19 protein-coding genes are annotated in these 18,585 nt (G+C 42.5%); 12 read left to right on the top strand and 7 right to left on the bottom strand.

What is annotated here, in order from left to right; genetic code table 11:
• Position 1: 1 nt before the first annotated feature.
• Together KA713_04615 and KA713_04610 are read left to right on the top strand one after the other, a co-directional pair.
• Positions 2-1,306 (top strand): amidohydrolase family protein, encoded by a 1,305-nt coding sequence (locus KA713_04615; GenBank protein ID UXE69026.1) that lies wholly within the window; start codon positions 2-4, stop codon positions 1,304-1,306.
• Positions 1,307-1,352: 46 nt separating this feature from the next.
• Positions 1,353-2,063, top strand: a complete 711-nt coding sequence (locus tag KA713_04610) for a hypothetical protein (protein ID UXE67890.1) — start codon at positions 1,353-1,355, stop codon at positions 2,061-2,063.
• Here the strand turns inward: KA713_04610 and KA713_04605 are convergent.
• On the bottom strand, positions 2,060-2,761 hold the full coding sequence (locus KA713_04605) for an RNA methyltransferase (GenBank protein ID UXE69025.1): 702 nt from the start codon (positions 2,759-2,761) through the stop codon (positions 2,060-2,062). The two genes, KA713_04610 and KA713_04605, sit on opposite strands and share 4 nt — an antisense overlap.
• 214 nt (positions 2,762-2,975) lie before the next feature.
• Between KA713_04605 and KA713_04600 the strand changes: the two genes are divergently transcribed.
• Together KA713_04600 and KA713_04595 are read left to right on the top strand one after the other, a co-directional pair.
• A complete protein-coding gene (locus KA713_04600; GenBank protein UXE67889.1) occupies positions 2,976-3,875 on the top strand; it encodes a class I SAM-dependent methyltransferase in 900 nt (299 codons plus the stop codon).
• A 36-nt stretch (positions 3,876-3,911) separates the two neighbouring features.
• Positions 3,912-4,409 (top strand): hypothetical protein, encoded by a 498-nt coding sequence (locus tag KA713_04595; GenBank protein ID UXE67888.1) that lies wholly within the window; start codon positions 3,912-3,914, stop codon positions 4,407-4,409.
• On the opposite strand, the gene KA713_04590 is transcribed toward KA713_04595, so the two are convergent.
• Positions 4,402-5,400, bottom strand: a complete 999-nt coding sequence (locus KA713_04590) for a hypothetical protein (GenBank protein ID UXE67887.1) — start codon at positions 5,398-5,400, stop codon at positions 4,402-4,404. The two genes, KA713_04595 and KA713_04590, sit on opposite strands and share 8 nt — an antisense overlap.
• A 160-nt stretch (positions 5,401-5,560) precedes the next feature.
• Complete coding sequence (locus KA713_04585) at positions 5,561-6,793, bottom strand: tetratricopeptide repeat protein (protein UXE67886.1); 1,233 nt, start codon at positions 6,791-6,793, stop codon at positions 5,561-5,563.
• Between the two features lie 71 nt (positions 6,794-6,864).
• On the opposite strand from KA713_04585, the gene KA713_04580 reads away from it, so the two are divergent.
• Together KA713_04580 and KA713_04575 are read left to right on the top strand one after the other, a co-directional pair.
• Complete coding sequence (locus KA713_04580; GenBank protein UXE67885.1) at positions 6,865-7,539, top strand: TetR/AcrR family transcriptional regulator; 675 nt, start codon at positions 6,865-6,867, stop codon at positions 7,537-7,539.
• Positions 7,539-8,855 carry a phosphotransferase gene (locus KA713_04575; protein ID UXE67884.1) on the top strand — a complete coding sequence of 439 codons (1,317 nt, stop codon included), beginning with the start codon at positions 7,539-7,541 and terminating at the stop codon, positions 8,853-8,855. Before KA713_04580 ends, KA713_04575 begins: the two co-directional genes overlap by 1 nt.
• A 9-nt stretch (positions 8,856-8,864) precedes the next feature.
• Here KA713_04575 and KA713_04570 read toward each other — a convergent pair whose 3' ends face one another.
• The 3 genes from KA713_04570 to KA713_04560 form a co-directional block, all read right to left on the bottom strand.
• The gene (locus KA713_04570; GenBank protein ID UXE67883.1) at positions 8,865-9,482 is read right to left on the bottom strand and encodes a YceI family protein; all 618 of its coding nucleotides are present in this window, start codon (positions 9,480-9,482) and stop codon (positions 8,865-8,867) included.
• A 78-nt stretch (positions 9,483-9,560) separates the two neighbouring features.
• Positions 9,561-10,898 carry a hypothetical protein gene (locus KA713_04565; GenBank protein UXE69024.1) on the bottom strand — a complete coding sequence of 446 codons (1,338 nt, stop codon included), beginning with the start codon at positions 10,896-10,898 and terminating at the stop codon, positions 9,561-9,563.
• A gap of 46 nt (positions 10,899-10,944) precedes the next feature.
• On the bottom strand, positions 10,945-11,523 hold the full coding sequence (locus KA713_04560) for a YceI family protein (GenBank protein ID UXE67882.1): 579 nt from the start codon (positions 11,521-11,523) through the stop codon (positions 10,945-10,947).
• Between the two features lie 220 nt (positions 11,524-11,743).
• Between KA713_04560 and KA713_04555 the strand changes: the two genes are divergently transcribed.
• Positions 11,744-12,592, top strand: coding sequence for a Ku protein (locus KA713_04555; protein UXE67881.1), 849 nt, complete (start codon positions 11,744-11,746; stop codon positions 12,590-12,592).
• 307 nt (positions 12,593-12,899) lie between these two features.
• Here the strand turns inward: KA713_04555 and KA713_04550 are convergent, their stop codons facing one another.
• Complete coding sequence (locus tag KA713_04550) at positions 12,900-13,139, bottom strand: hypothetical protein (GenBank protein ID UXE67880.1); 240 nt, start codon at positions 13,137-13,139, stop codon at positions 12,900-12,902.
• 38 nt (positions 13,140-13,177) lie between these two features.
• Here KA713_04550 and KA713_04545 point away from each other — a divergent pair, with 38 nt between their 5' ends.
• The 5 genes from KA713_04545 (at position 13,178) to KA713_04525 (ending at position 18,581) form a co-directional block, all read left to right on the top strand.
• A complete protein-coding gene (locus tag KA713_04545) occupies positions 13,178-16,270 on the top strand; it encodes an ATP-binding cassette domain-containing protein (GenBank protein UXE67879.1) in 3,093 nt (1,030 codons plus the stop codon).
• A gap of 66 nt (positions 16,271-16,336) precedes the next feature.
• Positions 16,337-16,801, top strand: coding sequence for a hypothetical protein (locus tag KA713_04540; GenBank protein UXE67878.1), 465 nt, complete (start codon positions 16,337-16,339; stop codon positions 16,799-16,801).
• A 143-nt stretch (positions 16,802-16,944) separates the two neighbouring features.
• On the top strand, positions 16,945-17,247 hold the full coding sequence (locus tag KA713_04535) for a hypothetical protein (GenBank protein ID UXE67877.1): 303 nt from the start codon (positions 16,945-16,947) through the stop codon (positions 17,245-17,247).
• A 282-nt stretch (positions 17,248-17,529) separates the two neighbouring features.
• Positions 17,530-17,685: a hypothetical protein gene (locus KA713_04530; protein UXE67876.1), complete on the top strand. Its 156-nt coding sequence runs from the start codon at positions 17,530-17,532 to the stop codon at positions 17,683-17,685.
• Between the two features lie 176 nt (positions 17,686-17,861).
• Positions 17,862-18,581 carry a hypothetical protein gene (locus tag KA713_04525; protein ID UXE67875.1) on the top strand — a complete coding sequence of 240 codons (720 nt, stop codon included), beginning with the start codon at positions 17,862-17,864 and terminating at the stop codon, positions 18,579-18,581.
• Positions 18,582-18,585: the final 4 nt, after the last annotated feature.

Raw genomic sequence — 18,585 nt, 5'->3', positions numbered from 1 at the left:
AATGCAACTAATTACCGGAATTTTGACTTGCGTTTTAGCAATCTTTGTCGTTCATGTACAGGCGCAAAGCCCAAAGGCGAAGAACGGAACATTCGCGCTCACCAACGCCACGATTGAAACCGTGACCAAAGGCACGATCAATAACGGATCAATTATATTGGCCAACGGAAAAATTCAAGCGCTCGGCACCAATGTAACGGTTCCAGCCAACGCAGAAGTTATTGATTGTAAAGGGCTGCGCATTTATCCCGGCATGATCGATGCAGGTGGTAAAATTGGTTTGTTAGAAATCGGGCAGATTCCACAAGGCAGCGATGAAGCTGAGAAGGGAGATGTACTTCCGCAGATAAAAGCATTGACAGCGATCAACCCGAATGCAACAGCCATTCCGGTTACACGTGTCAGTGGCATTACCACTACCTTGGTTACACCCGATGGCGGATTAATCCCCGGCACGGCTGCTCTTGTAAATTTATTTGGTTACGTGCCCGACCAGATGTTTGCGGGTTTCGAGGGAGTAGTAATTAACTTTCCGAATACAGGAAGAAGAGGTTTTTTTGATAGAAGATCGGACGATGAAATAAAAAAAGCATCTGAGAAAGCACTGCAACAACTGAACGATGTGTGGGATCGTGCCATTCAATTTCACAAACTCGACAGTGCTACTAAAGGCAAAGGCACAACCTACTATCCTGAAATGCAGGCCATGTTGCCGATTGTCAGGGGAACTCAGACATTGTTGATCGAAGTAAACGCGGCCAAAGATATTCAGGCTGCCTTGAAATGGGGCAAAGAGAAGAAAGTGAAGAAACTCGTTCTAATGGGTGTATCAGAAGGATGGAGAGTGGCAGATGAAATTGCAAAAGCAGGAGTTCCTGTGATTACGGGTCCGGTGATTGCATTACCAACACGCGATTATGATCGATACGATGCTGCCTATGCGAACCCTGGTTTGATGAAAAAAGCGGGTGTGAAGGTAGCCATTCGTTCGTTGGAAGAGAATAATGGAAATTACCGAAACCTGCCTTACCATGCAGGGTTTGCAGTTGCCTATGGTATGGACAAAGAAGAAGCATTGAAAGCCATCACGATTGTGCCTGCGGAAATTTTAGGAGTGAGTGATAAAATGGGTTCCCTTGAAATAGGCAAGATTGCCAACCTTTTTGTGTGTGATGGCGACCCGATGGAGACCAAAACACAAATCAAGCACGTGTTTATTGATGGCTGGCAAATGCCGATGACAAGCCGGCAGATTGAATTATACAACGAGTTTTTGAAACGAGAGCCGGGGGTGAGTAAGAATTAGAATGATGGGTACTGGTATCCACTTGTTGCAACGACCAACCCTTTGAATGAAGCGTGTCATTCTCGTAGTTATTTTTTGTGTTGGTCTAATAAGTATTGCGGCTTATCTTTTCTACGATGGAAGAATTCGTTTCAATTACCCCGACCGTAATGAGTTTCCTCTTTTAGGCATTGACATTTCTCATCACCAAGGTAAAATTGACTGGCAGCGGTTACGCGAAGAAAAGTTGTCGTTCGTCATAGTTAAATCCACAGAAGGAGGCGACTTCAAAGACCCTTTGTTCAATGAAAATTGGGAAGCATGCAAAAAGGAGAAGTATAAATTCGGAGCTTATCATTTTTATAGCTTTTGTAAGACGGGCAGAGAACAAGCTCAAAACTTTATGGACGTAGTTCCATTTGATAGGCACAGCCTACCGCCCAGCATTGATTTGGAGTTTGGCGGCAATTGCAAGACCACCAAAACGGATTCCGTAATGGTATCAGAAGTGAGAGATTTTTTAATTCTCCTCGAGTCGTATTATCGAAAACGACCCATGATTTATGCTACCAGGGAATTTTATCAAAAGTACCTGCTGAATGATTTTAGAGATTATCCGATTTGGATTCGGGATATCTATCGTCAACCTAAATTAGAAGGAAGAGACTGGGTGATATGGCAATTTGCAAATCGCGCACATTTAAAAGGAATCAATACCTACGTTGATTTGAATGTAGTAAACGGTAAATCATTAGACCCGCTACTTACTACCTTTTAAGTTTCTCGCTGCCTCACGGCTTCAAATACCACCACAGCAGCTGCATTCGATACATTCATGCTGTCAATTTTTCCGTGCATTGGGATGATGATGTTAGCTGTTGCGTTCTTCACCCAAGTCTCCGAAAGACCGGTTGCTTCGGTGCCCATGACAATAGCGGAGGGCTTCCGGTAATTAACTTGATGATAGATTTGTGAAGCCGAAAGATAGGTGCAATAGATATCGATGTTATTCTTCTTTAGCCAAGCAATGGTTTGCTCAGATGAAGCTGCCGCTATTTGTTTGGTAAAAACACAGCCTACACTGGAGCGAATAACATTGGGATTGTAAAAATCCGTTTGAGGATCGCAAATGATAACGGCATCCACTCCCGCGGCATCGGCCGTGCGAAGAATGGCGCCCAGGTTTCCGGGTTTTTCTACACCCTCTAAAATCAAGAGCAATGGATTTTTGCTTAACGAAATTTGCTCCAATCCATGCGGCTTCATTTCAGCTACCGCAAGTACCCCACCCGAATCTTCTCGTACCGCCAGTTTTTCAAACACTTCGCGTGAAACGGGAATGACCAATTTATTGTCGGTTAAGTCAAAGCCCAAGTTGCCCTTGGCAATGATTTCTTCGCAGTAAAATATGTTGCCGACTTTATAGCCGGCCTCGAGTGCCAACCGTACTTCGCGGCTTCCTTCTATCAAAAACAATTGTTGTCGCCTGCGCTCGCGCGGTTTCTCCAACTGCAATAGGCTTTTTACCTTTGGGTTTTGGGTGCTGGTGATTACGGTACCTGGCTTCATTGATTTCAAAGGTAATGGTCAAGGGTTAATAGTTGATGGTCAATCCTCAATTTTACTTTTAACTTTTAAACTTTAACTTTCAACTTTTAAATTTTGAACTTAGAACTTTAAACTTTTATTCTTGAATTTACAACTTCTTAGTCCCGACTCTTGGCAAGATTATGAATTGCTCGACTCGGGCTCTTTTGAAAAGCTAGAGCGTTTTGGAAAATATATTTTGATTCGCCCCGAGCCACAAGCGATTTGGGAGCCCGGTCTGTCAGAAGATGAATGGCAACACGTGGCACATGCACATTTTACGCGCGAGCAAAAAGAAAATTATCGCTTTGGCGAAGATATTAAAGGTGGATGGAAAAAATTGAAACCCATTCCTGATAGTTGGGACGTAACCTACAAGTACAATAAACTCTCCATCAAACTTCGACTTAGCCTCACCAATTTTGGGCATGTGGGCATTTTTCCGGAGCAAGGCGAGAATTGGAATTTTATTTATGATACCATTACTAGCTGGGCGATGCCGCAACCTAAAGTGTTAAATCTTTTTGCTTATACAGGCGCAGCATCGGTAGTGGCCAAAGCAGCTGGCGCGGATGTGATGCACGTAGATGCCTCTCGCCCTGGATTGAATTGGGCCAATGAGAACATGAAGCAAAACAATTTAGATAACATTCGGTGGGTGCATGAAGATGCTTTGAAATTTGTGAAACGCGAGGCCAAGCGAGGCAAAAAATACAGTGGCATTATCATGGACCCACCACCGTATGGACGTGGGCCAGAAGGGGAGAAGTGGTCGCTGGAGGAGAAGCTCAATGAACTTATTTTTTTGAGCAGCCAGTTATTGGAGAAAGAAAATTCCTTTTTCATTTTGTCGATGTATGCCGTTGGGCTTTCAGCGATGGTGGGGCAAAATGTGGTGACCACCCATTTTAAAAACGTGAAAGTAGAATGCGGAGAATTCTTTTTAAAACCAAAGGAGGGCAATAGTTTGCCGATGGGTACGTTTGTGAGGTTCAAAAGTTAACAGCAGCAGTAATTATGTATTTAAAGCAACCCACCAATGAAAAGACTTTTTTTGATTGTATTTACTTGTGGTCTCTTATCATCAGCCGATGCCCAAATTTACCCTGGGACAATCTTAGTAGGAGGGTCATCATCAGGAATTATCCAAAGTACCAAGCTCGGTAGTTCTTCACAAACTCTCTTCAACGTTAACACAAGATTGGGATACTTTATAGCTGAAAACTTAGCAATAGGCTTCAATTTTAATTATATAAACTTTGGAAGCATTGACCAAACATCTATCGGTGCTTTCGGGAGATACTATGTGTCTGGTAAATACTTTTTAGGTGCGAATTTCCTCGGTAGCAAATCCGTCAATAGTACAACTTCAGGGTCAGTTAACTTCGAAGGAGGTTATGCCGCTTTTTTAACTGATAATATCGCGATTGAACCAGCAATTGTCTATTCGACTGGAGTAGGTGACTCATCAAACTCATCAAGTATAGGATTTGCGGTTGGCTTTTCCTTGTACTTAAATAGGAAGAAAATTAAATAATTATTTTATTTGAGGCTATTATTTCAATTAACCTATTCGTAAAAGCAAACTGATCGTCAAACCAGGCAGAAAGCTTTACGTGTTTGCTAATGGCGTGGGTAAGGGTTGCGTCCACAATGGCAGAGTTGGGATTACATAAAATATCGCTTGAGGTAACAGGTTTTTCATTGTAATCCACGAGCCCCTTCAACTCGTTTTTTGAAAGGTGGGCAAATAATTCGTGGATGGTTCGAACATCGACTGATTGGGTAGCGATAAAGTTTAGGTCGCACAAAGCTCCACAAATGATGGGCACCCGTGTGGAGGACGAAATTACTTTTCGATGCAGCGTAGGAAATACCTTTTCAAGTGTGTCGTGCAAATCGATTTTCACCGGGATGATGGAGGTGGTGGCGGCCCGACCGCGCCTGAAATCGGCATGCGGTGAGTCCACCAGAGATTGCCGTGAGGTGTACGAGTGCGTTACATTGATATGCACCGATTCTACCCCAAAGTTTTTGATGAGGTGATGAAGCAACAACACGGTACAATTCGTCATACACCCGCCCGAAGCGAGTATCGGTTGCTGCAACAATTCAGGCGAATCGTTAAACCCTCGGATAACCATTGGCACACCCTCTCCACCTGTCGTGGAAAGCAGCACACGCTTTGCGCCCGCCTCAAGATGATGTGATAACAATTCTCTTGTTAAAAACCGACCACTGCAATCCACTACTACATCAACTTCCAATTCCTTCCACGGTAGTTTGACTGGTGTTGGCTCTGAAAATACTTTTATTTTTTGTTTATTGATTTGAATACCCTCATCGGTAATACCATACTTGTTCTTGCCTAAAAAATACTGACCGTAAGTCGAATCGTATTCCAGCAAATAGGCTAAGTTTTCTTTCGGCATCAAATCGTTTACTGCTACAATCTGATGGCTGGTAGTTTGCAGTAACTTGCAAAGCAAACGGCCAATGCGGCCCATTCCATTAATCGCAATTTTCATGGAGTAAAGTAACGCATAAGGATTTATGGAAACTACTGGATCTCTTTCAAAATCGTAAAAATTGAAACTACATAAGGAACGTAGGCCTTCACTTGGACGTTATGTTGCTTTCCATTTTTAAAAATTGAAAAATCAAAATACCAAACTTGTATTGGGGAGATTACTTGCAAATTGTTTTAAAAACTTTTGAATCAACTTTGGTTTTTAGGTCTTGTGCTTTTCGCAAATCACCGCAAGCTTCTTTTTGTTTACCAAGTTTATGATAAGCTAATGCTCGATTATAATATGCCGCACCGTATTCAGGATAATGATGAATGGCCAACGTATAATCCTCCAATGCTTCCGGCAGCCTGTTAAGGTTGGTCAATACGTTTCCTCTGCAAAGCCAAGCTTTTTCAAAATTATCTTTGAGTTTAATGGCCTCGGTTAAATCATTCAACGCTCCGGCCAAGTCTTTTAGCTTTTCTTTCACTAACCCACGACTAAGCCAATCGTCTGCATCGGTGGGGTCAATGACCAATGCTTCTGTAAAGTCGGCCAGCGCACCTTTCCAGTTTTTGAGTTTCATTCGTACATGGCCACGCTCGGCATACGAGTAGGGCAGCTTCGGATTTTTATCGATCGCTTCGCCCAACATTTTTTCTGTTTCCTTCAGGTTGCCAACAAAGCCTGACAGCACCGCTAAATTGTGAAGTGCCAAACTATTTTCCGGATTTAGTTCGATGGTTTTTTTGTAACTTGAAATAGCTTTCGATGTATCTCTTGCCATCTGAAAGGCCAATCCGCGATTTAGATAACAATCGGCACATGATGCGTCTACGCGCACGGCAGAATCAAAATACTGAATGGCCGTTTTGTACTTGGTGAGTTTGAGATCAATCAACCCCAGGTAATTGAAGTAGAGGCAACGGGTATCGCCTTGTGTTGTAAATATTTTGTTCGCCTCTTCACCTTTGTCAACTTGAAAGTAGACTGTATTTGTTTCGCCAGGGGGTAATGTCAATAGCTTTAAGAAGCCTTCTCGTGCAACCGCCCACTGCCCGTTTTGATAGCGCAAAACTGCCCGCGAAAATAATGCTTCCACATTGGTAGGCCTCGCTTCCAAAAAGATATTGTAGTCGGTCAGCGATCCTTTCAAGTCGCCCAATCGCTCGCGTGCCATAGCGCGGGCAAAATACGCATCCCAAAAAAAAGGATCCAGGCGAATGGCTTCATTATAATGAGCAAGGGCGGTTCTGTAGTTTCGGAGTTTTAAGGAGGCATCCCCCAATTCAAAATAGTAGGTAGCTGTTTTGGGTTTTTCAGATTGGGCTTGAATGGCATGGTTGCTAGCGAGTAGTAAACAACCACAGAAAACGAATGAAATGACCTTTGATAATTGCGAAGAGAGCATTGAATCAAATATCAAAATTCTTTACACCAAAACCTTAACCATTTGGGCGGATTTTCTGTTAAGAGAAGCATATGGAAGCTACTAAAAAATCGAAGGCTAAAAAAGCCGAAACCAAAACAGGTACGGAGATCAGTCATGCTTATCACGAATTCGTGCTAATGGAAGGAAAACGACCCGCCACGGTTTTTAAATTCTGTAAAGACCTAGGTATCAAGGAGGAAGAGTTTTATCAGCATTTTGCTTCTTTTGATGCCCTCGAAAAGTCTATTTGGACTGCCTACGTTATCCAAACTCGCCAACGCATGGAGTCAGATGAGGCATATGTTACGTTTGGTTCGCGTGAAAAAATACTCACATTCTATTTTTCTTTGGTTGAACTGTTAAAGACCGACCGCAGTTTTGTGTTGCATCAGTTGCAATCGATTAAGACACCCGCTTCAACACCTGTATTTTTGAAAGGATTTAAAGCTGCGTTTTCGGAATGGATTTCATTGGTTCTGAACGAAGGCAAGGCCACGGGTGAGATTGCCAAACGCCCGTATTTGGATGACCGTTATCACTCACTCTTTTGGTTGCACTTGATGTTTATTCTTCAGTTTTGGGCACACGATGAAAGCAATGGTTTTGAAAAGACCGATGTGGCCATCGAAAAATCTGTAACCCTTGCCTTTGATTTAATTGGTAAAGGCGTGCTAGACAATGCGTTGGATTTTGGGAAGTTTCTCTATCAGCAATCAAAAAATTAATGGCCAGCGTAAAAGAGCAAGAACAAATACCTACCGGAAAAGTACAACGTGCCACCAAATTCATTGCCACGGGTGCAAAAATTGGAGGCAATTATTTAAAGCATTATAGCAAGAAGCTTATCAACCCCGAGCTTTCGAAAGATGAATTGCATGCCGACAATGCTTCTGATATTTATAATTCATTAAGCCAGTTGAAGGGCAGTGCGCTAAAAGTTGCGCAAATGCTGAGCATGGACAAAAATCTGTTGCCCAGTGCTTATCAAAATCAATTTGCGATGGCGCAATACAGCGCGCCACCACTCTCTTATCCATTGGTGGTTCGCACGTTTGAGAAGTATTTTAAAAAACGACCTACCGAATTATTCGATACGTTTACAACTTCTGCTCGTAATGCAGCCTCCATTGGTCAAGTACACGAAGCCACGTTGAATGGCAAGAAGTTGGCAGTAAAGATTCAATACCCTGGGGTGGGCGATAGCATCAAAAGCGATTTGGCCATGGTCAAGCCAATTGCGTTGCGAATGTTCAAGCTCAATGCCACCGAGTACGATGAGTTTATTCAAGAAGTGCAAGCACGCATGTTGGAAGAGGCAGACTATACCCTGGAACTAAAGCGTTCAATCAATTTATCGAAGCAATGCAAAGGAATTGAGAACTTGGTTTTCCCTACTTATTACCCGCAGCAATCGAGCGATAAAATTCTTACCATGGATTGGCTGGAGGGCAAACCCTTGGGCGAATTTTTAAAAACCGAAAAGCTGACGAAGGCAGAAGCCAACCGGATTGGTCAGGCCATGTGGGATTTTTATCATTTTCAAATTCATCAGCTAAAAGAGCTGCATGCCGATCCGCATCCAGGCAATTTCATCATCACAAACGATAAAAAATTGGGCATTATCGATTTTGGATGTGTGAAAGTGATACCACAAGAATTCTATCCGCAATACTTTCAATTGCTGGATCGTGATATTTTGCAAAACAAAACCAAGTTGGAAAATGCGTTTTATCAACTCAGGTTTATTTATCCAGACGATTCGGCAAAGGACAAGAGATTCTTCATAGATGTTTTTACCCACTTGGTAGAATTGCTAGGAAGACCATTTCGCTCCAATGAATTTGATTTTGATAATGCCACCTACTTTGAAGAAGTTTTCAAGTTTGGAGAACAATTATCGAATATGAAAGAACTGCGCGAGTCGAAGAAAGCAAGAGGGGTGAAGCACGCGATTTATATCAACCGTACCTACTTTGGACTTTACAACTTGCTGTATGATTTAAAAGCCTCGGTGAACACCACTTCGTGGGTGCCGTTTTAGGTTGACGATTTACCAGCGGTTGACATCCAGTTTTAATGATAAGTTGAATTGAACGAAAAGATTTTCGTTTACTTTGATCATCCCCATCATTCGCTGTGGCGCCTTTAAATTAAAATCCGAAAACAGAAACGCACGCTCTCCCCGCAAGAATATTTCACCTTTTTTGGTGGTTTCAAAGGTGCAAGGCATTTTAAAAAGTTTCGTTACACCCGCCATTGAGATGGCCACTTCTGCTGCAAATTTGTCTTGTGTGCACGTTAAATCAGGTATCCGCTCAAAAGATTTAAAATCGATTCCGATGGTAGGGAAGTCACTTGATTTAAGCGTTTTGTTAAAATCGTGCGTCATCGGGGCTATTCCACAGTCGAATGTTGTGGCTTCTAGCCCAACAAACCCTTTCAAGATAATGGGTTTCTCGTGCGGGGTCTCTTTGATTACCAGCGTGTCTGCCCCGCAGTAGCGGTGTATGCCACATTTAAAATTGTTTACGTTGGTTTTGCCATTGATGGTTAGCGTGCTGGTAGGCAACACCACAAAGCGATGGCGTAAAAAATTTTCAGGCCCAGACTTTATTCCAAAGGAGCAGCACAGAACTACAACAACTACAAGGTTAACTGTGCGAGACATTTTCAAATTTACTAAAGATAATTGTAAAACAATCCGGTCGGCCAATGGCCGACCGGTAATTAACAGTGCGCACCAACATTAGAAACTGATCGCCCCTTGAATAACGAATCCATCAAACTTACCATTGTAGAAGCGGTTGTTTGATCCGGTAGGCAGAAAGTTACCATAGTTCTGTGTTACGTATTCGCCTTTTAGCAAGATGTTTTGTGTAATAAACCAACCAGCACCAATAGAAGTGCGGTCGATGGTTACATCGTACCGGCTTCCTTGAGCCGTAGCGGTATAGCCTTCGGACGCAGTTGCATCAACTTTTATGTAGCGAGCGCCAACATAAAACTGTTCAGTTTTTCCGAAGCGGTACAATGCTTCAACTGCAGTTTGTGAGGCCGCGCGATCAGGTACTTTAGCATAGTTTGTTCCTTCTCCGTTTTCAAACGAACTTAGTCCACTAGCCCATTCAAATGTTCCAAACACTTCCAGTCCACTAAATTTCACAAAAGGGTTTATTACAAAGGAAGTAAGTTTATCGCGGAACCCTGGGTTAAACCGACCTGAGAAAGCGTTTCCTGTAAGTGTAACAGGAGCATTTTCCATTACATATTGATAGTTTGATCCTGTACGATCACCACCAAAAAGCGTGTTGCTGATAGAGGAGGAGGTTGTAACCGCTGAACCGGTAAGCCTTACCCGAAGGTTTTCCTTTAATCGTTTATCAAATCCAACTTTTCCATAAAAGGAGGGTGCACGTTTTGCACTTGCGGGTGTGGATGGAGCCGCAATGTTACCTTGTATTTCGCCATCCGTATAACCACCCATTACAAAGAATCCATCTTTCTTCCAGTATAACTCGGCACCAATTTCTGTGGTAAAGGCATCCATGATGTTGTTTTCAATCCAAGGATTCCACAGTGTGTGGCCACCATCGCTCCTCCGAAAGTGTGCATCGCCATAATTCACTTCCATGTGACCGACTTTTAAAGTCAGGTTTTTCCAAAGGTTATCAAAGAACTCACTTTTCAAAAAACCCACCTTGTCAATTTGCAAGTAGCCGCCTTTTACCCAAAATTCATTGTGGTGGTGAGATGACATGTAGGACACTAGATTCAAGCTTACGCCATCATACAATTGAACATCAATGTTAAAGTTGGCTTGGGCAAGAGGAAAGCCGCCTCCCATTTCATACAGTGGAGAGGGGGCAGGCAAACCATTGCTGTGAGTAAGGCTTTGATAACCCTGGGTAAAGCCTGCGCCAAAGCGAATTTTTAAACCATCGTAGGGAATGGTATCTGTCTTTGAGGTTTCAAATACGTTTATACCACGTTTATCATAATACCTGAAATATTGAATCGCTGGTTGCTGCCCATAAGCATAAGCACTCAGCATAAAGAGGCCAATGGCTGCCATTAGCGTTTTCATGGATTGATAGTTAGTTTTCATAGAATTTGGTTGTTTTTAATCTGGGTTAAAGTTTTGTTGGTGATAAGGTGATGCTAAAGGTTAAGGTGATTTCGTCTCCCGTTTTAATGGAGCCGAACATAAATGTGGGCGGTTCTACTTTGTAGTCGGTCATTTTCATAGTGGCTTTGGCGGTGCATATAAGTTCACCGTTGGGGCTATTCTTGCAAGTAGCTTCTACCGGAATGGCTTTGGTTACACCTGCAATCGTTAGGTTTCCTGACGCTTTGATTTTGGAATCTTCAGTAGCTGCGGTGGTCAGAACAAATGATATTTTTTTGTGCTTCTCAGTGTTCAGCGCGTTGTAAGCATTTTTGTCCATTGCATTTTTACCGCTCTTCAAGCTTTCTGCTCGTAAGTTATAGGTGAGGGCAAGCAATTGGGTGGCTGCACCCTCTTGGTTGATTTCGAACTTGGCATCATACGTACCTTCGGTAGACGTCATCGTCCAATCGTGCAATGTGCTGGTGCCTGCAATAGTGGTTTTGTTAGTGCTACCGTGTTGGTAGCTAACAATTTTTTGGGCTTGACTGGTGATGGCCATGGTCATGCATAATAAAAGAGCAGTTGGGTTTATAGCTTTCATTGAGTTTTGCCTTAGTGTTGTTTGACAGTACAATGTTAGCCTGCGTCCATTCCTTGCTAAATGATTGCTATCAACCCATTGTATGATTATTGTCAGGTGATGCCATGACGATTGCAAGGGATCCTTTTCTAAAGTGAAGTTTAATTTTAATTTGATTTTGAAATAACCTTCATTATCAGTAGTTTAGCACTTGTTACTTCATTTTTTAAACTAACTGATTATGCGCTCTATTTGGAAAGGTCACATCCAGTTTTCGCTTGTAACAATTCCCGTAAGGCTTTACAATGCCATTGATACGGGGCAAACCATTGGTTTCAATTTGTTATCAAAAGAAGGGCACCACCCGGTGGGCTACGAGAAGAAAGATAAAGTTACGGGGCAACCTTTGCGCAGCGAAGATATTGTGAAGGGGTATGAGTATGAGCCAGGCCAATTTGTAATTATCGAACAAGAGGATTTGGATAGAGTGAAATTGAAGAGTGAAAAAGTAATTGAAATTGAAGGTTTTGTTAGCAGCGAAGAGGTTCACCCTACGTTGTTTGAAGCGCCTTACTTTTTAGGGCCTGATGGGGATGTGGCCGCTAAAACTTACGGCCTATTGTGTGCCACACTTAAAGAATCAGGCAAAGTAGGTGTGGGCAAAGTAGTGTTGCGCGATCGTGAAACACCCGTTTTGTTGACACCCCACGAACGAGGAATTTTGCTTTACCGACTTCGCTACCCGAGTGAGGTGCGGAGCATTAACGAAGTGCCAAGTTTGCTGGAAGTCAAGGCAGAGAATGAGCAATTGAAACTTGCCAAGACGTTGGTAGATTCCATGACCACTTCGTTTTCCAAAATTGAAATGAAAGACCATTACTACGATGCCTTAAAGACAATTATTGATGCGAAGGTGGCCGGTAAGGAAGTGGTGATGGTGGTGGAAGAAGAACCCAAGGTGGTCGACATCATGACTGCGCTAAAGGCCAGCATCGATGCCGCAAAAAAGAAACCGATGGAGAAGGCCGTGGGCACTGTGGCCAAAGAACAGAAGGAAGAAACTAAAAAGCAAAAGCGCAAGGTTGGCTAGCAAATTTTAGTTCCCAAATTGTCATGTCGCGTGCTTTAATCATTGTATTTCCAGACAACCCGTACATGAAATTGGTCAAACAACAGGTAAAGCACCCAACGATGTAGCCAATCCATCAAAGCAATTTATGGAGCGAGCACGAACATGAAAATTTACTCTCTTAAATCTGTTGAATTATCCCAGAATTGTCATTAGAAAGTGAATCTTAACGGGCTATTGATTGAGTTTGAGTTCGTCCATAGGCCAGTAAACCATTCTCTTCCTTTCATGGCCAATGATAGTTTAAGGATTCTTTGGTTGCCGTTTTTTAAAATTTATCCGCCAATGCAAAAACATTGTAACGCAGTGTTTTCGTTTGCTGGTGAATTTTTTGCCCCAACACAACTTGTCTGAATAAGCTAATGAAGTTGTAGGCCATCATCGCAAAGTTCAATGCCGCTTCGGTGGCATAAAAGTTTTGTTGATTGAATCTATCCGATCGGAAAAAAACTTTTGGATGTAACAAATTCACAATCCAGAGAAAATTCCCGCGTTGCACTCCGTACATTTTTGCTTATTTTAGGCACTATTTGCAACCAATAGCGCATGAGTGAAGAGTTGTTGAAGGCGGTAATCCAGTTTTTTGGCATTGTGGCCAAAGAACGCATTACCGAAGATGAACGGGCCATCATCAAAGAATTTTTGTCTATTCACCTCAACCAAGATGGTGTCCGCTACTATTTATCGCTGTTTGATGAGTTTATAAAGGCGAACCAACGCACCATGGCCACCGCTTTGCCCATGGATGCCGACACCCAAGAGTTTGTGGACGATTGGGCGCAGATCATGCAGATCTCCAAAAAGGTGAACCAAGCGCTGACCATGCAGCAAAAGGTGGTGCTGTTGGTGAAAATTATTGAGTTGGTGTTTGCCGACAACCATCTTTCGGAGCGACAAAGCAATTTGATCTTCTACATCAGCGAGGCACTGAAAATACCCAACAAAGATTTTAGGGCAGTGCGCGCCTTCGTGATTGGGCAAGACATTGAAGAACTGGCTTCTAAAAACATTTTGATTGTAGATGAAGGCTCAGATGAATTGGAGCATCCGGGGCCACGCATCACTTCCAAAAATCTTACAGGCCTGATCGCCATTCTACGACTCCACGATATTGAAACGTACTTCATCAAATACCTTGGGATCACTTCGCTTACGCTGAATAGCATCACCTTAAAGAGTCGTAAGATAGATGTGTTCCCAACGGGCAGCACCATTCGTGGTTCTAAGATTGAACCCATTTACTATAGCGATGTGGTAGGTAAGTTTTTATTTGAGGAGAGTGACACCGAAATCAGTTTTGAGGCCGACCATTTGTTCTATCATTTTAAAAGTGGGCGAGCGGGTCTACAAAACGTAAACATTGCCGAGGCAGGAGGGAAGTTGATTGGATTGATGGGCGCTAGCGGCTCGGGCAAATCTACTTTGCTAAGCGTATTGAACGGAACGGAGAAGCCTTCGAGCGGACGCGTGCTGATCAATGGGATCAACATCCATCAGCATCCTGAAAAATTAGAAGGGGTGATTGGCTACATTCCACAAGACGACCTGCTGGTGGAAGAGCTGACTGTTTTTGAAAACCTATACTACAGTGCGCGCTTGTGTTTTGGCCAATATCCAAAGCAATACTCGGCCGCGTTGGTGGAAAAAGTTTTGCTTAGCTTGGGATTATCCGAAATCAGAAATCTAAAAGTAGGTTCGCCATTATCCAAAACCATCAGTGGTGGGCAACGAAAGCGGGTAAACATTGGGTTGGAATTATTGCGTGAGCCCACCGTGCTATTTGTGGACGAACCAACTTCTGGATTATCGTCCAGCGACTCAGAAAACATTATGGACTTGTTAAAAGAGTTGGCGCTGCGTGGCAAAATGATTTTTGTGGTGATCCATCAGCCCTCGTCTGATATTTTTAAAATGTTTGATACGCTCATTATCTTGGATGTGGGCGGGTTTCAAATTTACTACGGCAACCCGGTGGAGTCTACCAATTATTTTCAGGGGATCATCAATGCGGCCAACAAAACTCCCGGTGCTTGCCCCGAGTGCGGTAATATCAATCCCGAACAGGTGTTCAACATCATCGAGACCAAAGTGGTGAATGAATTTGGAAGACTGACGCACACGCGTAAAGTTTCGCCCGGCCAATGGTATCAATATTTTAAAAAGAATATCAAAATACCCAAGATAGAAGAGGTAAAAGATCCATTGCCCGTAGTGCAAAAGCTGCCCAACCGATTTAAGCAGCTTTGGATTTTTATCACTCGTGATGTGCTAGCCAAGGTTGCCAACAAGCAGTATGTAACTGTCAACTTGCTGCTAACTCCCGTGCTGGCATTGTTCATCGGCTATTTCGTAAAGTATTACGATACCTTGGGCATCGATAAACCGGCTTACACCTTTTACTATAATTTCAATATCCCGGTTTACTTTTTCATGAGCATAGTGGTAGCTCTTTTTGTTGGGCTCATCATCAGTGCCGAAGAAATATTCAAAGACCGCAAAATCTTAAAGCGCGAACAATACCTAAACTTAAGCAAGATCAGTTACTTGTTTTCGAAGGTGGTGATTTTGTTTTCGCTTTCGGCAGTACAAACTTTTTGCTTTGTATTGGTGGGCAATTGGCTGTTGGAGATACCCTTTTCAGAAATTAGGTATTGGATGATTTTGTTTTCATGCTCCTGTTTTGCGAATATGTTGGGATTGAATATTTCAGCCGCTTTCAATTCCGCGGTAACGATCTATATATTAATTCCCATTCTCATTATCCCGCAGTTATTGCTCAGCGGGGTGGTGATCAGTTTCGATAAATTTAATCCGAAAGTAGGCGCACCCAACGGCATTCCGGTATTGGGCGAAATGATGGCATCGCGTTGGGCTTTTGAAGCCTACATGGTGACGCAGTTCAAAGATAATCCGTTTGAAAAGCAGTTTTATGAATTGGATAAAAAGCGCGCGATTGCCGAATACAAGAGGCAATATTATTTACCAGCATTGGAATCAAAACTGGCTTTTGTTTTAAATCATCGTAGCGATTGGGGAAGAAAAAATGAGGATAACAAAACCCTTCAAGCTCTTACCTTATTGCATGATGAGATTTCCAATGAATTAGCCTACGTGGGTGCCGATCGATTGCCGGAAGTGGATCGTTTGGCTACGAGTAAGTTTGACTCTTCTGTTTACGAGAAAACACATCAATTTTTGGTAACCTTAAAAGAGTATTATGGCATTCGCAGCAAGAATGCCATGACAGACAAAGAAAAACTGGTTACACAATTGACCAGCACACCCGAGCGGAAGGCACAATACGATGCCATGCGATTGAAATTTCAAAATGAAGCTGTAAACCAAATGGTGGAACGCTCAAACGAAACGGTGCGCATTGCCGAGTGGAGAGGGGAGTTGGTGCAAAAAATCTATCCAATTTATTTTGAAGACCATCGGCCCCGTCACTTGTTAGATTTCCGTGAAAACTTTTATGTACCAGCTAAATATTTCTGGGGACGAAAAATTGATACGTTGTATTTTAACATTGGCATGATTTGGGCCATGACCGTTGTTTTGTTTGTAACACTTTATTTCGATCTGTTAAAGAAACTAGTCGATGCGTTGGAAATGAGACGAAAATATCGGAACAAAAAGTAATGGGTCCAGCTTCTAAACTCCAACTTATTTAAACAATTAGTAACTTTACCAAAATTTTAAAACACTATGAAGAAATATGTATTGAGCTTATTGGTTTTGGCTTTCATTGGTTTGACGAGCTGCAACCAAAAGAAAGAAGAGACAACTACTGAAGCCGCTGCAACCGAATCAGACGAATGGAAAGAAATGGATTCGTTTCACATGATTATGGCGGAAGCCTTTCATCCGTATAAAGATTCGTCCAATCTTGCTCCTGCCAAGAAACTAGCCGAAGAAATGGCCACTGAAGCGGAGAAGTGGGCAAGTGCTTCTTTGCCAAGCAAAGTGAATACAGACGAGGTAAAACAACAGCTTGAGAAACTTAAGACTGATACACGTGCTTTCGCAGATCAAGTTAATTCGGGTGCTGCCGACACGGAAATTGGCTCGGCATTAAATACCCTTCACGATAGTTTCCATGGAATCATGGAAGCGTGGCATGGAGGAGGAGAGAAGCATGAACACGAAGGTGCAGCGGAACATAAACATTGATTGCTAGTTGAATTTCCAACATGCTTTCAAGTCACGACCGATAAGCTTGTAGCTGAGGCCTGTGGCTTGAAATTATTTTTATGTTAAAAATTTCCTGGGCTCCTTCTTACGTACTGCCATTGCCGCCAAACCATCGGTTTCCCATGAGCAAGTACGAGATCTTGCCACAGCAATTGTTGTACGAAGGTACGATTACATCAGCCAACTTATTTGAGCCTGCTCCACTTCGGGAAGAAGTGATAGTGCGTACCCACCAAGCCGATTATTGGCAGCGGTTGAACAATTTGGAACTTACCCCCAAAGAAATCAGACGGACGGGTTTTCCGCTTACTTCTGAATTAGTGAATCGTGAAATTACCATTGCAAAAGGTACCATTGATTGTGCGTTGTTTGCTAAGCAGTTTGGTGTGGCCATGAATATAGTTGAGTGGACAACTCCCAACTAAATTTTATAACATTGTGTGAGGGCAATAGCGTGGGGGTTGACCACATTCCAACATCAGGTATGATTAACAATAATTATTAACTGACACAGTTTACTTTACAGACCCTATAAACTAAGTTGAGATGTAGAAGCTGGTTTTGTAAGCATAAAAAATCTGCAAGGTTTTAAAGTTAAAACCCGACTTTCTTGCAGATTGTTTCAATTCAATTCTATTCTATTGATTTTCGCAACGGAGAAAAGCTTTAAGGAAAATAATTTCAAATTGCTATCTTCCATTAGAATTGTGAAAGATGATTTAACTAGACATGGTTCTAACGGTTTTTTTCTGGAAAAACAGTTTGACTTAAAGAACGAGGTTGAGGTTTTTGAAGCCCAGATTGCTTTGTATGCTCAGGATTACAATGTAGCAAACTGCTTTTCAGAGGATATTGGATTTTAATATTTGAACTTCCGATTTCAGGTTGGGAGAATTACGATATTATCTAAAACAGTCTACCTGTAAAATTTATGACAAAGTCAACTTGGAAAACCATGTAAAAAATACGTGGTTTTCCACGTTGCAATGGAGGGGATTGTTTTGTAATGTTGGGTTAGAATGTAATGACCATTTGCTCGATGCCTACTGAATATCGTACAGCGGAAAATGATGCCACTGGCAAGCAAAAACCAACCTCACTAGCTACACCTATGCCCATTACCTCACTTAATATGAAACTAAAGATAAAAATGAAGCTATTAAAGTTTAGATATAAAGTTATTTGGTTAGTACTGCTGACTTTAACTCTTGGCGGTATTACATCAGGTGCCCAAGTCATTAGCAGTGCAAAGAATGTACTTGCTGAGGTCAGTGAGTCGGATCGAAGTATCCGTGGAGGTATTGATAGCATTCGTTCAAAATATGGAATGAACTCCAAGCAAATGCACGAGCTATGGGGAAGAATTAAGGCCAATGACGCACAAAATATTAAAACGGTGACTGATCTTCTTGATCAATATGGCTGGTTGAACAGTGAGATGGTGGGTGCCGATGGGGAGGCTGCCATATTAAATACCCTTCAGCGGGCCGATGCATCCACTCAAGAAAGGTACTTGCGCTTATTGAAGACTGCCGTACAAGCGGGAAAGGCAAAAGCCTCAGTTGCTGCCATAATGGAAGACAGGATTGCCATAAGCAAAGGAGAAATGCAAATTTATGGGACACAGATTCGCAAGGATGCGCAAACTGGTCAATACAGTCTGGCTCCCTTACGAGATCCCGCCTCGGTTGACACGCGAAGATTGTCAGTTGGGTTGGGGCCGATTTCGGATTTTAAACGAAAGTGGAATATTAACTAAGGGA

It is taken from the genome of Chryseotalea sp. WA131a (assembly GCA_025370075.1).
In the GTDB taxonomy this organism is placed as follows: Bacteria; Bacteroidota; Bacteroidia; order Cytophagales; family Cyclobacteriaceae; genus ELB16-189.
Note: the sequence above shows the minus strand (reverse complement) of the source record. Positions and strands in the feature narration are given on the sequence as shown.

What these genes read in the sequence shown, in the direction of transcription:
- KA713_04575 (UXE67884.1), top strand. Translation starts at nt 7,539, where the DNA reads ATGGCCAGCGTAAAAGAGCAAGAACAAATACCTACCGGAAAAGTACAA.
- KA713_04560 (UXE67882.1), bottom strand. Translation starts at nt 11,523, where the DNA reads ATGAAAGCTATAAACCCAACTGCTCTTTTATTATGCATGACCATGGCC.
- KA713_04570 (UXE67883.1), bottom strand. Translation starts at nt 9,482, where the DNA reads ATGTCTCGCACAGTTAACCTTGTAGTTGTTGTAGTTCTGTGCTGCTCC.
- KA713_04580 (UXE67885.1), top strand. Translation starts at nt 6,865, where the DNA reads ATGGAAGCTACTAAAAAATCGAAGGCTAAAAAAGCCGAAACCAAAACA.
- KA713_04595 (UXE67888.1), top strand. Translation starts at nt 3,912, where the DNA reads ATGAAAAGACTTTTTTTGATTGTATTTACTTGTGGTCTCTTATCATCA.
- KA713_04545 (UXE67879.1), top strand. Translation starts at nt 13,178, where the DNA reads ATGAGTGAAGAGTTGTTGAAGGCGGTAATCCAGTTTTTTGGCATTGTG.
- KA713_04615 (UXE69026.1), top strand. Translation starts at nt 2, where the DNA reads ATGCAACTAATTACCGGAATTTTGACTTGCGTTTTAGCAATCTTTGTC.
- KA713_04540 (UXE67878.1), top strand. Translation starts at nt 16,337, where the DNA reads ATGAAGAAATATGTATTGAGCTTATTGGTTTTGGCTTTCATTGGTTTG.
- KA713_04585 (UXE67886.1), bottom strand. Translation starts at nt 6,793, where the DNA reads ATGCTCTCTTCGCAATTATCAAAGGTCATTTCATTCGTTTTCTGTGGT.
- KA713_04565 (UXE69024.1), bottom strand. Translation starts at nt 10,898, where the DNA reads ATGAAAACGCTAATGGCAGCCATTGGCCTCTTTATGCTGAGTGCTTAT.
- KA713_04610 (UXE67890.1), top strand. Translation starts at nt 1,353, where the DNA reads ATGAAGCGTGTCATTCTCGTAGTTATTTTTTGTGTTGGTCTAATAAGT.
- KA713_04550 (UXE67880.1), bottom strand. Translation starts at nt 13,139, where the DNA reads ATGTACGGAGTGCAACGCGGGAATTTTCTCTGGATTGTGAATTTGTTA.
- KA713_04590 (UXE67887.1), bottom strand. Translation starts at nt 5,400, where the DNA reads ATGAAAATTGCGATTAATGGAATGGGCCGCATTGGCCGTTTGCTTTGC.
- KA713_04555 (UXE67881.1), top strand. Translation starts at nt 11,744, where the DNA reads ATGCGCTCTATTTGGAAAGGTCACATCCAGTTTTCGCTTGTAACAATT.
- KA713_04525 (UXE67875.1), top strand. Translation starts at nt 17,862, where the DNA reads ATGCCTACTGAATATCGTACAGCGGAAAATGATGCCACTGGCAAGCAA.
- KA713_04535 (UXE67877.1), top strand. Translation starts at nt 16,945, where the DNA reads ATGAGCAAGTACGAGATCTTGCCACAGCAATTGTTGTACGAAGGTACG.